Origin of the sequence: Pseudomonas urmiensis (genome assembly GCF_014268815.2) — a bacterium.
Lineage (GTDB): Bacteria > Pseudomonadota > Gammaproteobacteria > Pseudomonadales > Pseudomonadaceae > Aquipseudomonas > Aquipseudomonas urmiensis.
In genome coordinates, this window is sequence record NZ_JABWRE020000001.1 from 1,341,777 (window position 1) to 1,359,042 (window position 17,266).

Genomic DNA, 17,266 nt, shown 5'->3' on the forward strand with positions numbered 1-17,266 from the left:
TTAGTCTCCAGAGCGGATTTTTCTCCATGATCTGTAGTCACTGGTTTATCGAGATAGTAAGGAGATGCACATGCTCGTCCGGTCACTGACCCTCGCCACCTTGCTCGCCGTTAGTGGCCCACTGTTCGCCGCCGACAGTGATGCCCCCCTGGCCAAAGAGTTGGGTAAGGCACGGCCTTTGGTAGTCATTGCCCCAAGCTCGGCGGATCCAACCCTGCGTGGATTGAATGAAGCCCTGAAAGATCCTGCTACCCAGGCGGCTTTCAAGGAACGTGGGCTGGTCCTGTATAGCGTTGCCAACATGATGGGCATGCGCGAGGACAAGAACCTTGAACAACAAACCACCATGGCCCTGATCCGTGAACTCAAATTAGGCGCAAGCAAAGGCACCAAGGTAATCCTGGTGGGCAAGGACGGCGAGCGGCACGTGCTCAAGGATGATGACAGTGGTGAGAAGATCGACCCGCAGGTGATCATCAAGGCTGTGGACGAACTGCCCGCTAACGAGAAAGCCGTAACGGCCCCAGAACCTGTCGCTGCCGCTGTGGCCGAGCCCAAGGCAAAGGACGCTAAACCGAGCAAACCGGCCAAGCCCGCGGCGCCTCCCAAGCCGTTGGAAGACTGAAGGCCAAAGCGCCCGGTTAAAACCTTAGGCCGTCGTACCAAGTCACCCCAACCTTAGGTACGATGGGCGATCAATTTTGTGCTTTGAGGATTACTGTGGAATTTCTTGCCGAATACGCAAGCTTTCTCGCCAAGACCGCAACCCTGGTAATCGCCATTCTGGTGGTGCTGTCGGCCATTGCTGGCCTGCGGGGCAAAGGGCGGCGCAAGCCAGGTGGGCAGTTGCAGGTCACCCGCCTCAACGATTTCTACAAGCAGCTGCGCGAGCGTCTTGAGTCAGGTCTGTACGACAAGGCCGAGCTAAAGGCCTTGCGCAAGCAGCAAGCCAAGGCGGATAAAAAGCTCAAGAAGACCAAGGCTGAGGATAAGACCCGGGTCTTTGTGCTCGACTTCGATGGTGATATCAAAGCCTCGGCCACTGAAAGTCTGCGCAATGAGATCACTGCTTTGCTCACTCTCGCCACCCCTAGTGATGAAGTGGTGTTGCGTTTGGAGAGCGGCGGCGGCCTGGTGCACAGCTACGGCCTGGCAGCTTCGCAACTGGCGCGCATTCGCCAAGCTGGTATCCCGCTGACCATCTGTATCGACAAAGTCGCTGCCAGCGGCGGTTACATGATGGCCTGCATCGGCGAAAAGATCATCAGCGCGCCGTTTGCCGTGCTTGGCTCGATTGGCGTCGTGGCACAGCTGCCCAACGTCAACCGCTTGTTGAAAAAGCACGACATTGACTTTGAGGTGCTGACCGCGGGTGAATACAAGCGCACCTTGACCGTGTTTGGCGAGAACACCGAGAAAGGTAAGGAGAAGTTCCAGGAAGACCTGGACGTCACCCATCAGCTGTTCAAGGATTTTGTCGGACGTTATCGTCCGCAATTGCACATTGATGAGGTGGCAACCGGTGAGGTCTGGTTGGGTGTCGCTGCATTGAACCGCAAGCTGGTTGATGAGCTGCGCACCAGTGACGAGTACCTGAGCGATCGCGCTCGCGAAGCGAATTTGTTCCACCTGCATTTCGCTGAGCGCAAGAGCCTGCAGGAGCGCATTGGCATGGCGGCTAGCGGGACTGTCGAGAACACTCTGGTGGGTCTATGGAGCAAACTCGGCCGCCTGCGCTAAGACCTTGAACCCCTTGAAGATTTTTTCGGTTCAGGGGGTTGCAAGGAACTTCGAATGCAGACATAATGGCCTCCATCGAAACGCAGGTTGCTTGAAAAAGCGCTTAAGTTTCAAGGAGATAGCAAAGCGTAAGCCGCTAGATCCGAACTTTGAGGCCGAGTAGCAAAGTGGTTATGCTCCGGATTGCAAATCCGTCTACGCCGGTTCGATTCCGACCTCGGCCTCCATATTCGAAAGCCCCGCAGATTAACGTCTGCGGGGTTTTTCTTTGTGGGTCGGAAAAGTTGGGAGTTCCTTGGCGGGGTCCTGCGCCATCCGGCCGATTGGATTATGTCGGGATCTGCAGAAATTTTGCGGCGATCGGGCTTTATTCGTCATTTAGGCCTGTCTTGCCGGGAGCAGGTGTATAGTGGCGGGCGAGTCCTCTCTTTGGGCGGCTCACCTACGAGGTGTCAGCATGTACCATTCCACGACCCAGCAGGCGCAACTGCGCTTGAATGAGCAAATCGAGCAGTTCCTTTCCAAAGGCGGCACGATCAAGGAAATTGCCAGGGGCGTTAGCGGATTCAATCCTGCCGCGCCTAAGGTGCACTGGACCAAAGCTCAGGCTGCCAAGGCCTGAGCGTCAATTGGGGATGGGGCTTGGCTGATCCATTTTGCGTCATCATGGACACCGAGCTTCGTCAGCGACTGACTGGCAGTTTCACGGTCAGGCTCTACCGAGCCCGGCAGTTGTTGAGGCTCGGCAATCGAATCTTACAGGATGATCGCTAGCATGCTTGAGCGCAGCTGCGCGGTCAGAGATTTGACACCTGCGGTTCGACCACTTCAGTAGAAGCTTCGGCGGTTGAGGCTGCTGGCGCGTTGGAGAGTGGCGAGATGGTTACCGCATAGCGGCCAAGATCGCTCTCCTGGCGCTGGAAGTTGATCGCGACGTTCTCACCTTTCCAGCTCATGACCTCGCTCAGATAAGACGCGCCCGAACTCATCTTGATCCAGTGACTCTGCTGAACGCCAGGTTCGCCGAAGCGATCGGTGAGCATTTCGGTGACGAGATAGAGACTGTTGGCGTTGCCGCTGAAAACCAGCTCATTCACCTTCCCGTCGCTGATGCTGGCGATCAGGCTGTAGCCTGGCGAGATAGGCAGGTAGGGCAGTCCACGAACTTCGAATTGGTTCGGTAGTGCGCTGGCGACACGGCACAGGGTAGTGGGTCTGACGCTATCGGAAGGGCACTCTTCAACTTGTTCGAGGAAGTTGCCCTGTAGGTCGATACCGAGAAAGGCCGTAGGTTCCTGAGCCCAGGGGGTTACGGATTCAGCAGCAGCAAATGGCGCCCACGCAGGCAGCGCGACGCACAGGCTCAACCTGGCGGCCAGGGAGAGAAGCGGCCTCATAGGGTCCTTCCTTGGGTATTAATGTGGAATAGGCAGCAGAATACTGGCCTGAGAATGATTTTCAATAATGCTAGTATGACATCATCCTGCGCTGTAGATCAACCCTCAGGTCGGCCTGGGGGGTGGCTTGGCCTACCACAAGATTGGGCAACAAGGCATGTTTAGCGGGGTGCGGGGAAAAGGCGGCAGAAAAAGAAAACCCGCCAGCAGAGGGCGGGTTGAAAGAACGTACGAAGCACCCTGAGTGTGCCTACGCACATGTCAGAAATTCGTGAAGATCATGTCGCCAGTCTGTTGAGGGCTTTCGCTACCCATAAAAAAGCCCGCCATGAGGCGGGCAAGGACGTTTTGAAGGGAGAGCTTGCAGTCTGATGTCGGGCAGTTAAGTCAGCATTAACGGCCCGGTGATTGACCGCGGCCGTTGAACGGCCTATATAAGCGTGCTTATTTCAGGAGCCCGGCATGCACGACGACGATGACCTTCCAGAACCTGAGCATGATCATCTGCTCGACCACGAGTTTCTCTACCAGGATCTGGATTCCGAGGCCGATGCTCAGGGCCTTGAAGATGACATTGAGGAAGATGAAGATACCCTCGATGACTTCGATGAGCAGGATCATCCCGCCTGGCATGATGACGTCGACGACGACTGAGCCTGCGCTGCACGGCCCTTACGCAGCGCGGCTCGAGACGCTGTGTTCAGTGACGATCCAGCGAAAATCGTCCAGCGCCAGTGACTGCCAGCAAAAGTAGACCACCGACGATACTCAGGTTCTTGAAGAATTGGGTCATGTTGGCGCTACGTTCGGGATCCACCATGTTCCAGTAGGGGTGGCCGATGATTGCTGTGCCGAGCACGAACAGAGCAAATAGAAACGCCAATGGCCGAGTGTAGAAGCCCAGGATCAACACGATGGCGACGAAGAACTCCATGATCACCGCAATTGCCGCCGCCAGCGTCGGCGCCGGGGCGCCCAGTGAGCCTAGATAGCCAACCGTGCCTTCGAAGCCTGTGAGTTTGCTCCAGCCAGACATGACGAACAGGATCATCAGCAGGATGCGGGCAAGCAGGATTATCACATCGCGTTGACTTCGAACAGGGAATAGCGCATGGCGGTGTTCCAATGGACCGAGACATACTCCACTTTAGCAGTTGCTCAAAAGATTTGTGCCAGGCATGAAAAAGGCGCCACATGGGCGCCTTTTCAAGGAAGATTGGTGCGAGTGGCGGGACTCGAACCCGCAAGGCTCACGCCGACAGATTTTAAGTCTGCTGTGTATACCAATTCCACCACACTCGCACGTTTGAAAGGGCCTCAAGGACCGGGGCGCTTCGTAGTGAAGGGCCACGCAATCAAGCGCGCTTTATAACCCATCGTTATAGGTGAGTCAACTCAGCGGCTGATATGGCCTGATCGAACCTAAGCTTTTACGGGGTAGTAGGGCGACAATTGCTAAAGGTGCAATTGACACATTGCCAGCATTAGGCCACTGTTCGAAACTTTGGATCCAATGAGCTAGATGCCATGTCTGCCGACCTATCGTCTGTACCATCGCCGAGTGTCGTACGGCCTAAGCTGTTTTGGCGCATAGTGTTTGCTCAGGTCTTCGTTATAGCGGCTTTCCTTTACTTCAGCCTGTTGTGTCTGGGCGGCTATCTGCTGATGATCGGCTTCGATGCAGAGCACACCGTTCAGCAGAGGGGGCTGGCGATCGCGGCTGGTGGCGGCGTTGTGCTGGCATGCCTGTGGCTGCTTAGGGTAACGATGCCGCACAGGCTCAGCCCGGTTTTGGTCGAGCGTGAGACCTGAAGAGTTTCGCTTGATGGCCTGAGGGCGAGTAGACTCTGAACTACGCTCAATTTGTCTTTCCCTGCGGTGCCCGTGGAGCTTACATGGTTTCAACCGACCGCCTGGACCAGCCTGAAGTGCCCACCAACCGCTATGAACAGCTGGTTCAGTCGGTAGTGGACTACGCCATCTATATGCTCGACCCTGCCGGTAACGTGGTGTCGTGGAACGCCGGTGCTGAGCGCATCAAGGGCTACCGCGCCGATGAAATCATCGGCCAACATTTCTCGGTTTTTTTTACCCCCCGAGATTGTGTCGAAGGGCGCCCTGGGCAACTGTTGCGCCAGGCACTGGAGCAGGGTGTTGCCCAGGATGAGGGCTGGCGAGTACGCAAGGACGGTACGCAGTTCTGGGCCTTGGCGGCCCTGGATGTGATTCGTGACGAGCAGGGCCAGATTGTCGGCTTGGCCAAAGTTACCCGCGACATCACCGATCGGCGCGAGTCGGCACTGCAACTGGATGCCATGCGTGCCCAACTGTTCCAGGCGCAGAAGCTCGAAGCCTTAGGGCAGTTGACCGGCGGCTTGGCGCATGACTTCAACAATCTGCTGACCATCATCCTCAGTTCTGCCCGCCTGGCTGCAAGTAGCCAGGATCCTGAGCGCGTGCGGCGCCTGCTCGAGCATATTCTTGATGCTGGCCAGCGCGGAACTCAGCTCACCCAGCGCTTGCTCAGCTTTGCTCGTCATCAGCAGTTGAACGTCACGCGTATCGCGCCAGCCGAGCTGATCGATTCGACCCGTGGTTTGTTGGAGCATGCGCTGCCCAGTGAGATAGTGCTTGAGCAACATCTGCAACCGGATGTACCGATGATCCAAGCCGATGCCGGCCAGTTGCAAATGGTCCTGCTCAACCTGTTGTTCAATGCCCGTGACGCCATCGAGGGTGAGGGGAGTATTCGGCTTGAGGTGAACGCTGTTGAGTTGTCAGGCGAAGTCGAGGGCTTGCACGGCAGCTTTGTGTGTTTCGATGTGCAGGACACCGGTCAAGGTATCGAGGCGAAGGTGCTGCCACGCATCTTCGAGCCGTTTTTTACCACCAAGGCCTTCGGCAAAGGCACTGGGCTTGGTTTGAGCCAGGTCTATGGCTTTGCCAAGCAAAGCAATGGTGCGATCTGTGTAATTAGCGAAGTGGGGGTTGGCACGCGCATGAGCCTGTACTTGCCCGTTGCCCAGATCGGTCCATAGCACGACATCCAATTAGGTGGACACCATGGTAGAAGCACTCAAGCGGCTGACCACCGGCATAGACGGGCTAGATGCGCTGCTCAAGGGCGGCTTGGTGGTGGGTGCCTCCTACATCGTCCAGGGGCCACCTGGCGCGGGCAAGACGATCTTGGCCAACCAGCTGGCCTGGGGGCATGTGCGTGAGGGCGGCAGAGTGCTGGTGGCCACCTTGCTTAGCGAGTCTCACGAGCGCTTGTTTCAATACCTTTCGACACTGGAGTTCTTCGATCAGGCCCTGGTCGGCGATCAGATCCAGTTCGTCAGTGCCTTCGATACCCTGGAGCAGGAGGGACTGGAGGCGGTGGTCAAGCTTTTGCGTCAGGAAATCGCCCGGCAGCAGGCGACCTTGCTCATCGTCGATGGGTTGCTCAACGCCCGGGTGCGCGCTGAAACGACCCTGGATACCAAGAAATTCGTTGCTGAACTGCAGGGCCATGCCGCCTTCGCCGGTTGTACGGTGTTGCTGTTGACCAGTGCCCGCCTACAGGAAGGCAGCCCCGAGCACACGATGGTCGATGGGGTGGTTGAGCTCAGCGAGCAGTTGGTTGGAAGCCGCGCAATACGCCATATCCAACTGCGCAAGACCCGCGGCAGTGGTGCTCTGGCAGGGTTGCATGAGTGCCTGATCGACGAGGCTGGGCTCAAGGTGTTTCCACGTCTGGAGTCGCTGTACAGCCATCCTAGCCAACCAGGCACCGCGACCCTGAACCAGGTCACCACCGGTGCGCCTACGCTGGACGAGATGCTCGGTGGTGGTGTGGCCACAGGCTCAACCAGTCTGGTGATGGGGCCCTCGGGGATTGGCAAGACATCGCTGGGGCTGGCCTTTCTGTCCGCCTCCACCGCGCAGGCGCCGGGTTTGCATTTTGGCTTCTATGAAACCCCAGCGCGCTTGCGCCTGAAGGCCGCCGCGCTGGGTTATGACTTTGCCACCCTGGAACGCTCGGGCGCTGTGCAGCTGTGTTGGCAACCGACCACCGAAGGTTTACTCGATCAGCTGGGCGCGCGGTTGCTCGCTCAAGTTAAGGCGTTGGGCGCCAAGCGAGTGGTCATCGATAGTCTGGGGGCGTTCAGTCGGCTGGCTGCGGACCCCACGCGACTCAATGGTTTTTTCCGTGCGCTGATCGGCGAGCTGCGCGCTCAGGACGTCAGCGTGCTGATGACCTGGGAGATGCGTGACCTGTTCGGCGCCGAGATCAGTGCACCCGCGCCGGATCTGTCGAGCATTGTCGACAACCTGTTGCTGACTCGCTTCGTCGAGCTGGATGCGCAGTTGCGCCGCATGCTGTCAATTCTCAAAGTGCGCGACAGTCACCACGATCCTGCGCTTCATGAACTGTGCCTGGGGCCTCTGGGCGTCACGCTGCGCAAAGCGTTCGAGGGGGCCTCGGGAGTGCTCTCTGGTAGCGCTGTGCCGCAGGAGGGTGGGTGATGGGATGAGGCGATGAATACCATCCTGATCGTCGATGACGAGTACCTGATAGTCGAAATCCTTGCCTATGCATTGGAGGATGAGGGCTTTGCGGTTGAAAAAGCGGGCGATGGCACCAAGGCACTGGAAGCCTTGAAGGAGAAGCGGGTAGACCTGGTCATTACTGACTTCATGATGCCGAAGAAAAACGGCGAAGAGCTTGCCAGGGCAATCCGTGACGAGCTGGAGCTTGCAGACCTGCCGGTGATTCTCATGAGTGGCGCGCAAGCCAGCCAGGCCAGCCCTGAACTGTTCGTTGCGGTGTTTGAAAAGCCATTCAATCCGATAGAGCTGATCGCCAAAGTGCGGGAACTGCTGGGCGGCTGAAGGCCAGGCAAAATCCCGCATCGGCGGGCCGATCGGTCAAGCGCATCCGTGCGGCTTCAGGCGATGCAGATCAGTGCTATTCGTCGTTATGTTTTTCCGGCGCTGGGTTGCCAGCCTGGATACGTTTGAAAATCTCTTCACGATGAACCTGAACATCCTTCGGTGCATCGATGCCGATCCTCACTTGCATCCCTTTAACGCCCAGAATGGTGACTTTGATGTCATCGTTGATGACGATGCTTTCGCCAACCTTGCGGGTGAGTATCAGCATGTAGTTCTCCTTGGTAATGATGAAAACCGTGCGGCCATTTACCGCTGCGGCGGGAGCTTGTCCCTCTTCCTTCTCATTAAAGACGCTTTCGGCGGACAGGAATTCCCCCGCTGACAAAATCTGTTGCCTGTCTCTAGTTGCAGGTGCCGATTTAACCCATTAAGGCGCCATCGGCGAAGGTGCTCGGTGGCAAGAATAGGGGGCTTACGCTCATATTGGAAATTTCTCTGCTTGATGGTGAGGATAGGGTGAGTCAATCGAGGGTTTGCAGGTCCTGCAGAAACCGCAGCAAGGCGACTTCTTCAGGCTCCAGGCCCTTGCGCGTGCGGGTTTTGGGCAATGCGGCGAGTCGGCCCAGATGGAAGTGCTCCAGCACCGCTGGGTGAATGTAGCAACGCCGGCACACCGCAGGGGTGTTGCCCAAGCGGCTGGCAACCTGGCGAACGATTGCGCTGACCTGGCGCTTGGCTTCGCTGTCCGGCTCCCAGGCCAGGGGGCGCAGCAGGCTCAGGGCCAAGCTGCTGCCGGCCCAGGTGCGATAGTCCTTGGCCGTGAAGTCGGCACCGGTCAGCTGTTGCAGGAACAGGTTGATTTCACTGGAACCGACGCTGTGACGTTGGCCATTTTCATCCAGGTATTGAAACAGCGACTGCCCTGGTAGCTCCATGCAACGCTTGATCAACCCGGCTAGACGACGGTCGCGCAGCGTCACGTTGTGCTCCACTCCGCGCTTGCCGCGAAACTGAAAACGAATCGTGCTGCCCTCGACCTTGACGTGCCGCGCGCGCAGGGTGGTCAGACCATAGGACTTGTTATCGCGCAGGTATTGGCGGTTGCCGATGCGAATCAGCGTGGTGTCGAGCAGGCTGACAACCAGCGCCATGACCTTTTCCCGGTCCAGGCCTGGCCGGCGCAGGTGGCTGTCCAGTTGCTGGCGCAGTGCGGGCAATACTTGGGCGAACGCCAGCATACGGCCATATTTGTGCTGGTCACGCAGCTCGCGCCACTGGCTGTGGTAGCGGTACTGCTTGCGCCCGCGTGCATCACGCCCTGTCGCCTGCAAATGGCCCTGTGGGTCGGCGCAAATCCAGACGTCGGTATAGGCGGGTGGGATGACCAGCGCAGCGATGCGCGCCAGGGTCTGGCTATCTCGCACGCGATTGCCGTCGGCATCCAGGTAAATGAAGCGGTCGCGCCAACGGCGCCGGCTCAGTCCGGGCTGGCTGTCGTCGACATAATGCAGGGTGCGGGGCAGGGGGCAATCGAGCATGAGGCGCCATCCATCGACCAGTTACCTGATCAGTGGACAGCGGCAAAGTCGCTGATGCTCAGATCAATAGCGCCACTGATTTGATCTGTGCCCAGAGCATCTGCCCAGGGCGCAGGCCGAGCTGGTCTGCCGAGTAACGGGTAACACGTGCGAGCAGGGCACTGCCGGCAGCGTCGAGGCTGACCAGTACATGGGCGGGGTTGTCGGCTTCGCGGTATTCACGCACCCGCACTGGTAAGCGATTGAGAATGCTTGACGCGCTGTCGGCGGCCAGCGCCAGGCTGACGTCGCGCGCCTGCACCTTGAGCCGGTGGGTGCTGCCGACCACCAAAGACGGGTGGGCGATACGCAACAACTGAGTGTCACTGCCGGGTAGGCGCAGATCGAACAGCTGATAGTGCGGGTCATGGCCCACCACCACGCCCTCGAGCACCACGCCAGCATCTTCACCTTCGGCCAGCGACAGGTCGAGGCGGGCCAGGGTCTGGCCAATCGGCCCGCTGGCCATGGCCTTGCCCTGTTCGAGCAGTACCAGATGATCAGCCAGGCGGGCGACTTCATCCTGCGCATGACTGACGTACACCACGGGGATGTCCAGTTGATCGTGCAGCCGTTCCAGGTAAGGCAGGATCTCGCGCTTGCGCGGTCCGTCCAGGGCTGCCAAGGGTTCATCCATCAGCAACAGCCGCGGGCTGCTGAGCAGGGCCCGGGCAATGCCCACTCGTTGCGCTTCGCCGCCTGACAGCGTGGCTGGCTTGCGCTCGAGCAAATGGCCGATACCGAGCAGTTGGCAAGCTTGGTCCAAACTGACTTTGCGCTCACTGGCCTTGATGCGTCGCCAGCCGAACTCAAGGTTGCCGCGCACCGAGAGATGCGGGAACAGGCTAGCCTCTTGGAACACATAGCCGACCGGGCGCAAATGCGGGGCCAGAAACAAGCCGCGTGCGCTGTCTTCCCAGACCTCGCCATTGACTTCGATATAAGCGCTGCTGGCGCGCTCAAGCCCGGCCAGGCAGCGCAGGCAAGAGGTCTTGCCGGAGCCGGAGTGGCCAAACAGCGCGCTGATCCCGCGCCCTGGCAGCTGCAGGTCGACATCCAGGGTAAAATCGTCGCGGCCAAGGGTCAGCCGCGCCACTATCGATGAACTCATTTCAGCTCCAGCCAGCCTTGCCACGCCGGCCCGCATAGAGCAGGAGCAGCACCAGGAAGGAGAATACCAGCATGGCCCCGGCCAGCCAGTGCGCTTGCGTATAGGCCATGGCCTCGACGTGATCGAAGATCTGCACCGAGACCACGCGGGTCTTGTCCGCAATATTGCCGCCGATCATCAGCACCACGCCGAATTCGCCCACGGTGTGGGCAAAGCCAAGGATGCTGGCGGTGACAAAGCCAGGTCGGGCCAGCGGTAGCACCACGTGCACGAAGGTATCCCAAGGACTGGCACGCAGGGTTGCGGCGACTTCCAATGGGCGTGGGCCGATGGCGCTGAATGCGTTTTGCAACGGCTGCACCACGAACGGCATCGAATACACCACCGAGCCGATCACCAGTCCGGCAAAACTGAATACCACGCTACCCAGGCCGAGCGCCTGGGTGGCCTGGCCGATCCAACCGTGTGGCCCTAGCGCGATCAGCAGGTAGAAGCCAATTACCGTCGGCGGCAGCACCAGCGGCAAGGCCACCACCGCGCCGATTGGCCCGCGCAGCCATGACTGGGTACGCGCCAGCCACCAGGCGATGGGTGTACCCACCACCAGCAGGATCAAGGTGGTCAAGCTGGCCAGTTTGATGGTCAGCCAAATCGCTCCCAGGTCACTGGCGTCGAGTGGCATCAGATTTCATAGCCGTAGGATTTGATCAGCGCAGTGGCTTTTGCACTCTTGAGATAGTCGACCAGGGCTTTGGCCGCCGGATTGTCCTTGCCTTTGTTGAGGATGACTGCGTCTTGACGGATCGGCTCGTGCAGATCGGCAGGCACTATCCAGGCCGAGCCGTTCTCGACCTTGCCGTCCTTGTAGATTTGCGACAGGGCGACAAAGCCCAGTTCGGCATTGCCGGTGGAGACGAATTGGAACGCCTGGGTGATGTTCTGACCTTCGACGATCTTGCCTTTGGTGGCTTCGGTCAGTTGCAACTTGTCCAGAACATGGGTAGCGGCCAGGCCGTAGGGCGCGGTCTTCGGGTTGGCGATGGATAGGTGCTTGTAGTCATTACTTTTCAATACAGCGCCTTTGTCGTCGACATAGCCAGGCTTGGCTGACCATAGCGCCAGGGTGCCGATGGCATAGGTGAAGCGCGAGCCTGCGACGGTTTCTTTTTCCTGCTCCAGTTTGGCCGGGGTGCTGTCGTCGGCGGCGAGGAACACGTCGAATGGCGCGCCATTCTTGATCTGCGCATAAAACTGCCCGGTGGCGCCATAGGCAGCCACCAGTTTGTGGCCGGTGTCCTTCTCGAAGTCCTTGGCAATGGCCTGGATCGGAGCGGTGAAGTTGGCGGCGACGGCAACCTGGACCTCATCTGCCCATGCACTATTGAGGGTAATCAGGCCGGCCAGTGCGGTGACGGCCAGGTGTGACAGATGAATACGCATGAAGCAGCTCCAGAGGGCAGGTTATCGTTATGTGGCTGACTATATAGCGATAACCCGCTGATCGGGAAGAGGCACGCTGAACGTCTACGCGCGGGCTTGCCCCGCGATAGGGGCCAGAACGATAACAATCCCTGACTCAGCGCCCCAATTGGGCCAATGCCTTCTCTGCAATGTCCCGGGTCAACTCGCCCGCCGGCATCGCCCGCCCCAAACGCAACGCCTGGCCCGACCACAGATTGCTGAAATCACTGCTGCCTTTGGCATCACTGATTGCCCGCAACGGCATTAACGCACCGCCGGCCAGCGGAAAGCGCGGCGCCAGCTCACTCATCGGCCCCAGCTCGCGCATGATCCGATTATTGATGCCACGCGCCGGTCGCCCGGTGAACAGGTTGGTCAGTGCAGTATCGCTGGCAGGTGCGCTGTCCAGCGCCTGCCGGTGGGCAGGCGACACCTTGGCCTCGGGGCAGAACAGGTAGGCTGTGCCAATCTGCACTGCCGATGCACCCAGGGCCAGGGCCGCGACCAGTCCGCGATGGTCGCTGATGCCGCCCGCAGCGATCACGGGCACGCGCACCGCATCCACTACCTGCGGCACCAGGGCAAAGGTGCCGATCTGGCTGGTGATGTCCTCGCTCAAGAACATGCCGCGATGCCCACCCGCTTCATAGCCCATGGCGATGATCGCGTCGCAGCCATGGGCCTCTAGCCACAGCGCCTCTTCTACCGTGGTGGCACTGGACAGCACCTTAGCGCCCGTTGCCTTGACCCGTTGCAGCAGGTCGGCACGTGGCAGGCCAAAATGGAAGCTGACCACTTGCGGCAGTAACTGTTCGACCAATTGGCAGCTGTGCTCATCGAACGGCGCGCGGTTGGAAACAGGCGTGGGAGCGTCAAAGTCTGCCCCGACTTCTTCATAGTACGGCTTGAGTGCCTGCTTCCAGCGCGCGTCACGCTCAACATCGGCGGCTGGCGGTTGGTGGCAGAAGAAGTTGAGATTCAGCGGTCCCAGGCAGGCAGAGCGGAAAGCGTCGATCTCGCTGCGCACCTGCTCCAGGCTGAGCATGGCGCAAGGTAACGCTGCCAGCCCCCCGGCATTGCCCACCGCAATCGCCATGGCCGAGCCCGTGGCGCCGGCCATGGGCGCCTGGAGAATGGGCACTTCGATGCCCAACAGATCGAGAATGCGGCGGTCTGACCAGGTGCTCATGCGCGACTCCTTGGGCGGTGTGACGACGGGGGCTTACCTCTGAGGGGGTTACAGGGCCTTGCTGACCTGGATGTCGCTGATCTTTTCAGCGTCATCGCCATGGATCTTGCGCAACGCTTGCAGGGCCTGCTCGGTGGAGCTGTCGGGCATCAGGGCGAAGTCCCAACGGCGCTCGCCATCGAGTTTGTACTTGATCACGTATTTGATGGTCTGGGTCATGGGGCTTATCTCAGTTGCGACGACGAGCGACGGATGATCTTGATCTTGTGGGTGAAGGTCGGCTTACGCGTGACCGAGATCGGGCGCGGGGTGACGGTATCGATGGTGATGTTCCAGAAACCGGTGCTCGGCACGGTGATCTTGGCCGGGAAGCGATCGAAGGCGCCGCCGTGGTAGGTGTGACGACCGCCATTCTTGAAGCTGCGGAAGTTGGCGTCGTTCATCAGGCGGATGTTGCAGCGCTGGGAACACTCGATAACGACGATATCGTCCTCGTTGAGATGCTCGCGCTGGTGTACGAATTTCATGTGATGCTCCGCAAGGTTTATCTTTGCAAACGCGAAAGATATCACGATGTAAGGGTACACTCGCGCCCCTGTTGACCGGGCTAGGGATAAATCCGCCAAAGCAGGGAGCAAATCCGCCCGGGCGTTGTCATACACAATCTTTAAAGGGCAGAGGTACAACGAATGAAGTGGGTGGTGGCGGCGATGACCTTGACTTTGGGCGGCTGCGTCAGTGTTTCGGAACTGGAGCAATCGCGAGAAACCATGGATGTGATTTCAGGCAAGACCCCGCGTGCTTACGCTGACTGCGTCAAGGCCGAGCTGGCTGACAGCCGCGATTCCTTGCAAGAAGAGCAGCGCGGTGATGGCCTGCGCCTGATCGTGCCGCAAAAGCTGACCGCAGGTACCGGCCCGGCCGCGCTACTGGACATCGACAAACGCGGCAGCGGCAGCAGCATCAAGCTGCGTGAGCGTTTGAACAACTTCCCCCTGCGTTTGGGTGATGTGCGTACCGCTGCGACCAAGTGCATCTCAGGATCTTGATCTAGCTCAGCTCAGGAGCAATTAACGGGCAGATTGCCATCTTCTTGTCCGGTAGGCGTTGTTCCCTGCCGGAGGATAAGCCTAGACTTTTTGTGCTTATACCCATTAAGCCTAAGCTTATAACAAGGAAATGGAGCGTCCCGTGATCAAACCGTTGAGTCGCGTCGCGATCAGCACTGCGCTGATCCTGGCCTGGCCTGCGGCGCATGCCGCCGATGGCCAGAAAATCTTCACGCAAGGCGGGCAGAACCCTGCCGCCATGGCTTGCCTGGGCTGTCATGGCGCCGATGGCAAAGGCATTGCCCCCGCAGGCTTTCCCCGCTTGGCGGGACTCCCCGCCGGATACCTCAACAAGCAATTGGGCGACTTTCGCAATGGCAGTCGAAAGCAGGCGGTCATGGAGCCGCTGGCCAAGGCCTTGAGTGAAGAAGAAGCCAAGGCCGTCAGTGCCTACCTGGCCAATATGCCCAGTGACCCTGCCCCCGAGCAGCGCCGGCAACAGATCGCCACCGATCCGGTGAGGCGCCTAGCGCTGTATGGCGACTGGAGTCGGCATATCCCAGGTTGTGTGCAGTGCCACGGGCCGGGCGGAAGCGGCGTAGGTGAGCACTTTCCGCCGTTGGCCGGGCAGCCGGCCAGTTACTTGGTGGCGCAACTCAATGCCTGGCGCGATGGCAGCCGCAGCAACGACCCCAACCAGTTGATGGTCGGCGTGGCCAAGGCGATGACCGATGCTGAGGTTACGGCAGTTGCCGCGTTCTTCGCCGAGCCCGGCAGCCAGGAGGTCAAGCCATGAAGCCGATGATCCCAGCAATGTTGCTGTTGGCCGTGGGCAGCCTTCAGGCGGCGCCGATTGCCATGGAAGATCAGTCCCAGCTAAAGGTGCCAGGCATGCAGGTTGCCACGCAGTTCACCCCGCCAGCGGAAAGTGAGCTGCCGGACAACGCGTTTGGCAAAATGGTCCGCGAAGGTCATGCGCTGTTTGTCGATACCCGCAGACTGATGCCCGAGGCCGTGGGTAATGGCATGAACTGTAGCAACTGCCACCTTGACCAGGGACGCATGGCCTTCTCTGCGCCGTTGTGGGGTGCGTATCCGATGTATCCGGCGTATCGCAAGAAGAACGACAAGGTCAACACCTTCGCCGAGCGCATCCAAGGCTGCTTCCAGTTCAGCATGAACGGCAAGCCACCGGCTGCCGACAGCCCGCAGATGACTGCACTCAGTGTCTACGCCTACTGGCTCTCGACCAAAGCGGCTACCGGTATCGAGACACCGGGTCGCGGCTACCCGGAGGTTCCTAAGCCCAAGGGCGGCTATGACTTCAAGCGTGGCCAGCAGGTGTATCGCGAGCAATGCGCGATTTGTCACGGCGACCGGGGCGAAGGTCAGCAAGTGGCAGGGGAATACGTGATGCCGCCGCTGTGGGGCAAGGACTCCTATAACTGGGGCGCAGGTATGCACCGGATCAACACGGCGGCGTCGTTCATCAAGTACAACATGCCGTTGGGCCGACCCGGCAGCCTGAGCGATCAGCAGGCTTGGGATGTCGCCGCCTGGATCAATCGTCACGAGCGCCCGCAGGATCCGCGCCTGGTCGAAGGTTCCATCGAGAAGACCCGGGTGAAGTTCCACGCCAATGACGGGGTGAACCTTTATGGACAGACGGTCGAAGGATTGCTGATCGGCCAGGGCAGCGAGTAATCGTCCGGACGATAGAGGGGGGCTGCAAGGCAGCCCCTGTGCCTGTACCGCGGTTGCTGAATTCTTTGCTTCAACAGGGGAACCAAGGCGCTTCGAACAACTGCAATCCCCTCAAAATCGTGGGGGTGATTGGTTTTCACTGAGCGCAATATTTACGATTGGTCGGAACTATCTACACTGGGTTATCTCTATCATGGCATCGGTCGCCCGAGGGCGGGGCATTGTAAGGTGCGTGCCGCCTGATTAGACTGCGCCGAATTTCGTACGCAAAGCCCTTGTTAAGGACGTATATGATCAAAAAATGCTTGTTCCCGGCAGCCGGCTACGGCACTCGCTTCCTGCCCGCTACCAAAGCCATGCCCAAGGAAATGCTGCCGGTGGTCAACAAGCCACTGATCCAGTATGGCGTTGAAGAGGCACTGGACGCTGGCCTGAACGAGATTTCCATCGTTACCGGCCGCGGCAAGCGTGCCCTGGAAGACCATTTCGACATCAGCTACGAGCTGGAAAACCAGATCAAGGGCACCGACAAGGAAAAATACCTGGTCGGTATCCGTCGCCTGCTTGACGAGTGCTCGTTCTCCTACACCCGCCAGACCGAAATGAAAGGTCTGGGTCACGCGATCCTCACCGGCCAGCCGCTGATCGGCGATGAACCGTTCGCCGTGGTGCTGGCAGACGACCTGTGCGTCAACCCGGAAGGCGATGGCGTGCTGACCCAGATGGTCAAGCTGTACAACCAGTTCCGCTGCTCGATCATCGCCATCCAGGAAGTCGATCCGCAGGAAACCAACAAGTACGGCGTAATCGCCGGCGACATGATCCGCGACGACATCTTCCGTGTGACCAACATGGTCGAGAAGCCGGCTCCAGAAGACGCTCCGTCGAACCTGGCGATCATCGGTCGTTACATCCTGACCCCGGATATCTTCGATATCATCAAGAACACCCCGCCGGGCAAAGGTGGCGAGATCCAGATCACCGACGCCCTGATGCAGCAGGCGCAGAACGGCTGCGTGATTGCCTACAAGTTCAAAGGCAAGCGCTTCGACTGCGGCGGCGCCGAAGGCTACATCGACGCAACCAACTTCTGCTTCGAGAACTACTACAAGACCGGCAAGGCGTACTGATTCGCCACGCCTGGTCGACAAGCCACCCCT

21 protein-coding genes, 2 tRNA genes and 1 pseudogene are annotated in these 17,266 nt (G+C 59.2%); 13 read left to right on the top strand and 11 right to left on the bottom strand.

Translation table 11 applies throughout. The features are described from left to right. Positions 1-70: 70 nt before the first annotated feature. From HU737_RS05905 to HU737_RS05920, 4 genes are all read left to right on the top strand, one after another. The gene (locus tag HU737_RS05905; protein ID WP_186556741.1) at positions 71-625 is read left to right on the top strand and encodes a DUF4174 domain-containing protein; all 555 of its coding nucleotides are present in this window, start codon (positions 71-73) and stop codon (positions 623-625) included. Positions 626-720: 95 nt separating this feature from the next. Next, positions 721-1,740 (top strand): protease SohB, encoded by a 1,020-nt coding sequence (gene sohB / locus HU737_RS05910; RefSeq protein ID WP_186556740.1) that lies wholly within the window; start codon positions 721-723, stop codon positions 1,738-1,740. Positions 1,741-1,893: 153 nt separating this feature from the next. After that, positions 1,894-1,967, top strand: a tRNA-Cys gene (locus HU737_RS05915). A 230-nt stretch (positions 1,968-2,197) separates the two neighbouring features. Next, positions 2,198-2,362, top strand: coding sequence for a hypothetical protein (locus HU737_RS05920; RefSeq protein WP_186556739.1), 165 nt, complete (start codon positions 2,198-2,200; stop codon positions 2,360-2,362). 175 nt (positions 2,363-2,537) lie between these two features. On the opposite strand, the gene HU737_RS05925 is transcribed toward HU737_RS05920, so the two are convergent. Further along, complete coding sequence (locus tag HU737_RS05925) at positions 2,538-3,137, bottom strand: hypothetical protein (protein WP_186556738.1); 600 nt, start codon at positions 3,135-3,137, stop codon at positions 2,538-2,540. 462 nt (positions 3,138-3,599) lie between these two features. Between HU737_RS05925 and HU737_RS05930 the strand changes: the two genes are divergently transcribed. Further along, positions 3,600-3,791, top strand: coding sequence for a hypothetical protein (locus HU737_RS05930; RefSeq protein WP_186556737.1), 192 nt, complete (start codon positions 3,600-3,602; stop codon positions 3,789-3,791). Between the two features lie 46 nt (positions 3,792-3,837). Here the strand turns inward: HU737_RS05930 and HU737_RS05935 are convergent. Then, positions 3,838-4,250, bottom strand: a pseudogene (locus HU737_RS05935) (DoxX family protein). Positions 4,251-4,354: 104 nt separating this feature from the next. After that, positions 4,355-4,439: transfer RNA gene (locus tag HU737_RS05940), tRNA-Leu, on the bottom strand. 225 nt (positions 4,440-4,664) lie between these two features. Between HU737_RS05940 and HU737_RS05945 the strand changes: the two genes are divergently transcribed. From HU737_RS05945 to HU737_RS05960, 4 genes are all read left to right on the top strand, one after another. Continuing rightward, positions 4,665-4,949, top strand: coding sequence for a hypothetical protein (locus HU737_RS05945; RefSeq protein WP_186556735.1), 285 nt, complete (start codon positions 4,665-4,667; stop codon positions 4,947-4,949). A gap of 83 nt (positions 4,950-5,032) precedes the next feature. Next, positions 5,033-6,175, top strand: coding sequence for a two-component system sensor histidine kinase NtrB (locus HU737_RS05950; protein ID WP_186556734.1), 1,143 nt, complete (start codon positions 5,033-5,035; stop codon positions 6,173-6,175). Between the two features lie 25 nt (positions 6,176-6,200). After that, positions 6,201-7,646 carry an ATPase domain-containing protein gene (locus HU737_RS05955; protein WP_186556733.1) on the top strand — a complete coding sequence of 482 codons (1,446 nt, stop codon included), beginning with the start codon at positions 6,201-6,203 and terminating at the stop codon, positions 7,644-7,646. Positions 7,647-7,658: 12 nt separating this feature from the next. Continuing rightward, complete coding sequence (locus tag HU737_RS05960; protein WP_186556732.1) at positions 7,659-8,012, top strand: response regulator; 354 nt, start codon at positions 7,659-7,661, stop codon at positions 8,010-8,012. 76 nt (positions 8,013-8,088) lie between these two features. Here HU737_RS05960 and csrA read toward each other — a convergent pair whose 3' ends face one another. The 8 genes from csrA to HU737_RS06000 form a co-directional block, all read right to left on the bottom strand. Further along, complete coding sequence (gene csrA / locus HU737_RS05965; RefSeq protein WP_186556731.1) at positions 8,089-8,283, bottom strand: carbon storage regulator CsrA; 195 nt, start codon at positions 8,281-8,283, stop codon at positions 8,089-8,091. A gap of 253 nt (positions 8,284-8,536) precedes the next feature. Next, positions 8,537-9,553, bottom strand: coding sequence for a DNA topoisomerase IB (locus tag HU737_RS05970; RefSeq protein WP_186556730.1), 1,017 nt, complete (start codon positions 9,551-9,553; stop codon positions 8,537-8,539). Between the two features lie 58 nt (positions 9,554-9,611). Further along, on the bottom strand, positions 9,612-10,703 hold the full coding sequence (gene modC, locus HU737_RS05975) for a molybdenum ABC transporter ATP-binding protein (RefSeq protein ID WP_186556729.1): 1,092 nt from the start codon (positions 10,701-10,703) through the stop codon (positions 9,612-9,614). Position 10,704: 1 nt separating this feature from the next. Then, positions 10,705-11,385, bottom strand: a complete 681-nt coding sequence (modB, locus tag HU737_RS05980) for a molybdate ABC transporter permease subunit (RefSeq protein ID WP_186556728.1) — start codon at positions 11,383-11,385, stop codon at positions 10,705-10,707. Continuing rightward, positions 11,385-12,143: a molybdate ABC transporter substrate-binding protein gene (modA, locus tag HU737_RS05985; RefSeq protein WP_186556727.1), complete on the bottom strand. Its 759-nt coding sequence runs from the start codon at positions 12,141-12,143 to the stop codon at positions 11,385-11,387. The genes modB and modA overlap by 1 nt, the downstream gene beginning before the upstream one ends. Before the next feature lie 136 nt (positions 12,144-12,279). Next, the gene (locus HU737_RS05990) at positions 12,280-13,353 is read right to left on the bottom strand and encodes an NAD(P)H-dependent flavin oxidoreductase (protein ID WP_186556726.1); all 1,074 of its coding nucleotides are present in this window, start codon (positions 13,351-13,353) and stop codon (positions 12,280-12,282) included. Between the two features lie 48 nt (positions 13,354-13,401). Then, a complete protein-coding gene (locus HU737_RS05995; RefSeq protein WP_186556725.1) occupies positions 13,402-13,572 on the bottom strand; it encodes a hypothetical protein in 171 nt (56 codons plus the stop codon). Between the two features lie 5 nt (positions 13,573-13,577). Further along, positions 13,578-13,880 carry a DUF1883 domain-containing protein gene (locus tag HU737_RS06000; RefSeq protein WP_186556724.1) on the bottom strand — a complete coding sequence of 101 codons (303 nt, stop codon included), beginning with the start codon at positions 13,878-13,880 and terminating at the stop codon, positions 13,578-13,580. 162 nt (positions 13,881-14,042) lie between these two features. Between HU737_RS06000 and HU737_RS06005 the strand changes: the two genes are divergently transcribed. The 4 genes from HU737_RS06005 (at position 14,043) to galU (ending at position 17,236) form a co-directional block, all read left to right on the top strand. Beyond that, positions 14,043-14,402: a hypothetical protein gene (locus HU737_RS06005; protein ID WP_186556723.1), complete on the top strand. Its 360-nt coding sequence runs from the start codon at positions 14,043-14,045 to the stop codon at positions 14,400-14,402. A gap of 145 nt (positions 14,403-14,547) precedes the next feature. After that, positions 14,548-15,198, top strand: coding sequence for a c-type cytochrome (locus HU737_RS06010; protein ID WP_186556845.1), 651 nt, complete (start codon positions 14,548-14,550; stop codon positions 15,196-15,198). Next, positions 15,195-16,106 carry a c-type cytochrome gene (locus HU737_RS06015; RefSeq protein WP_186556722.1) on the top strand — a complete coding sequence of 304 codons (912 nt, stop codon included), beginning with the start codon at positions 15,195-15,197 and terminating at the stop codon, positions 16,104-16,106. Before HU737_RS06010 ends, HU737_RS06015 begins: the two co-directional genes overlap by 4 nt. Before the next feature lie 290 nt (positions 16,107-16,396). Next, positions 16,397-17,236: a UTP--glucose-1-phosphate uridylyltransferase GalU gene (gene galU, locus HU737_RS06020; RefSeq protein WP_016391540.1), complete on the top strand. Its 840-nt coding sequence runs from the start codon at positions 16,397-16,399 to the stop codon at positions 17,234-17,236. The last annotated feature ends 30 nt before the right edge of the window (positions 17,237-17,266 follow it).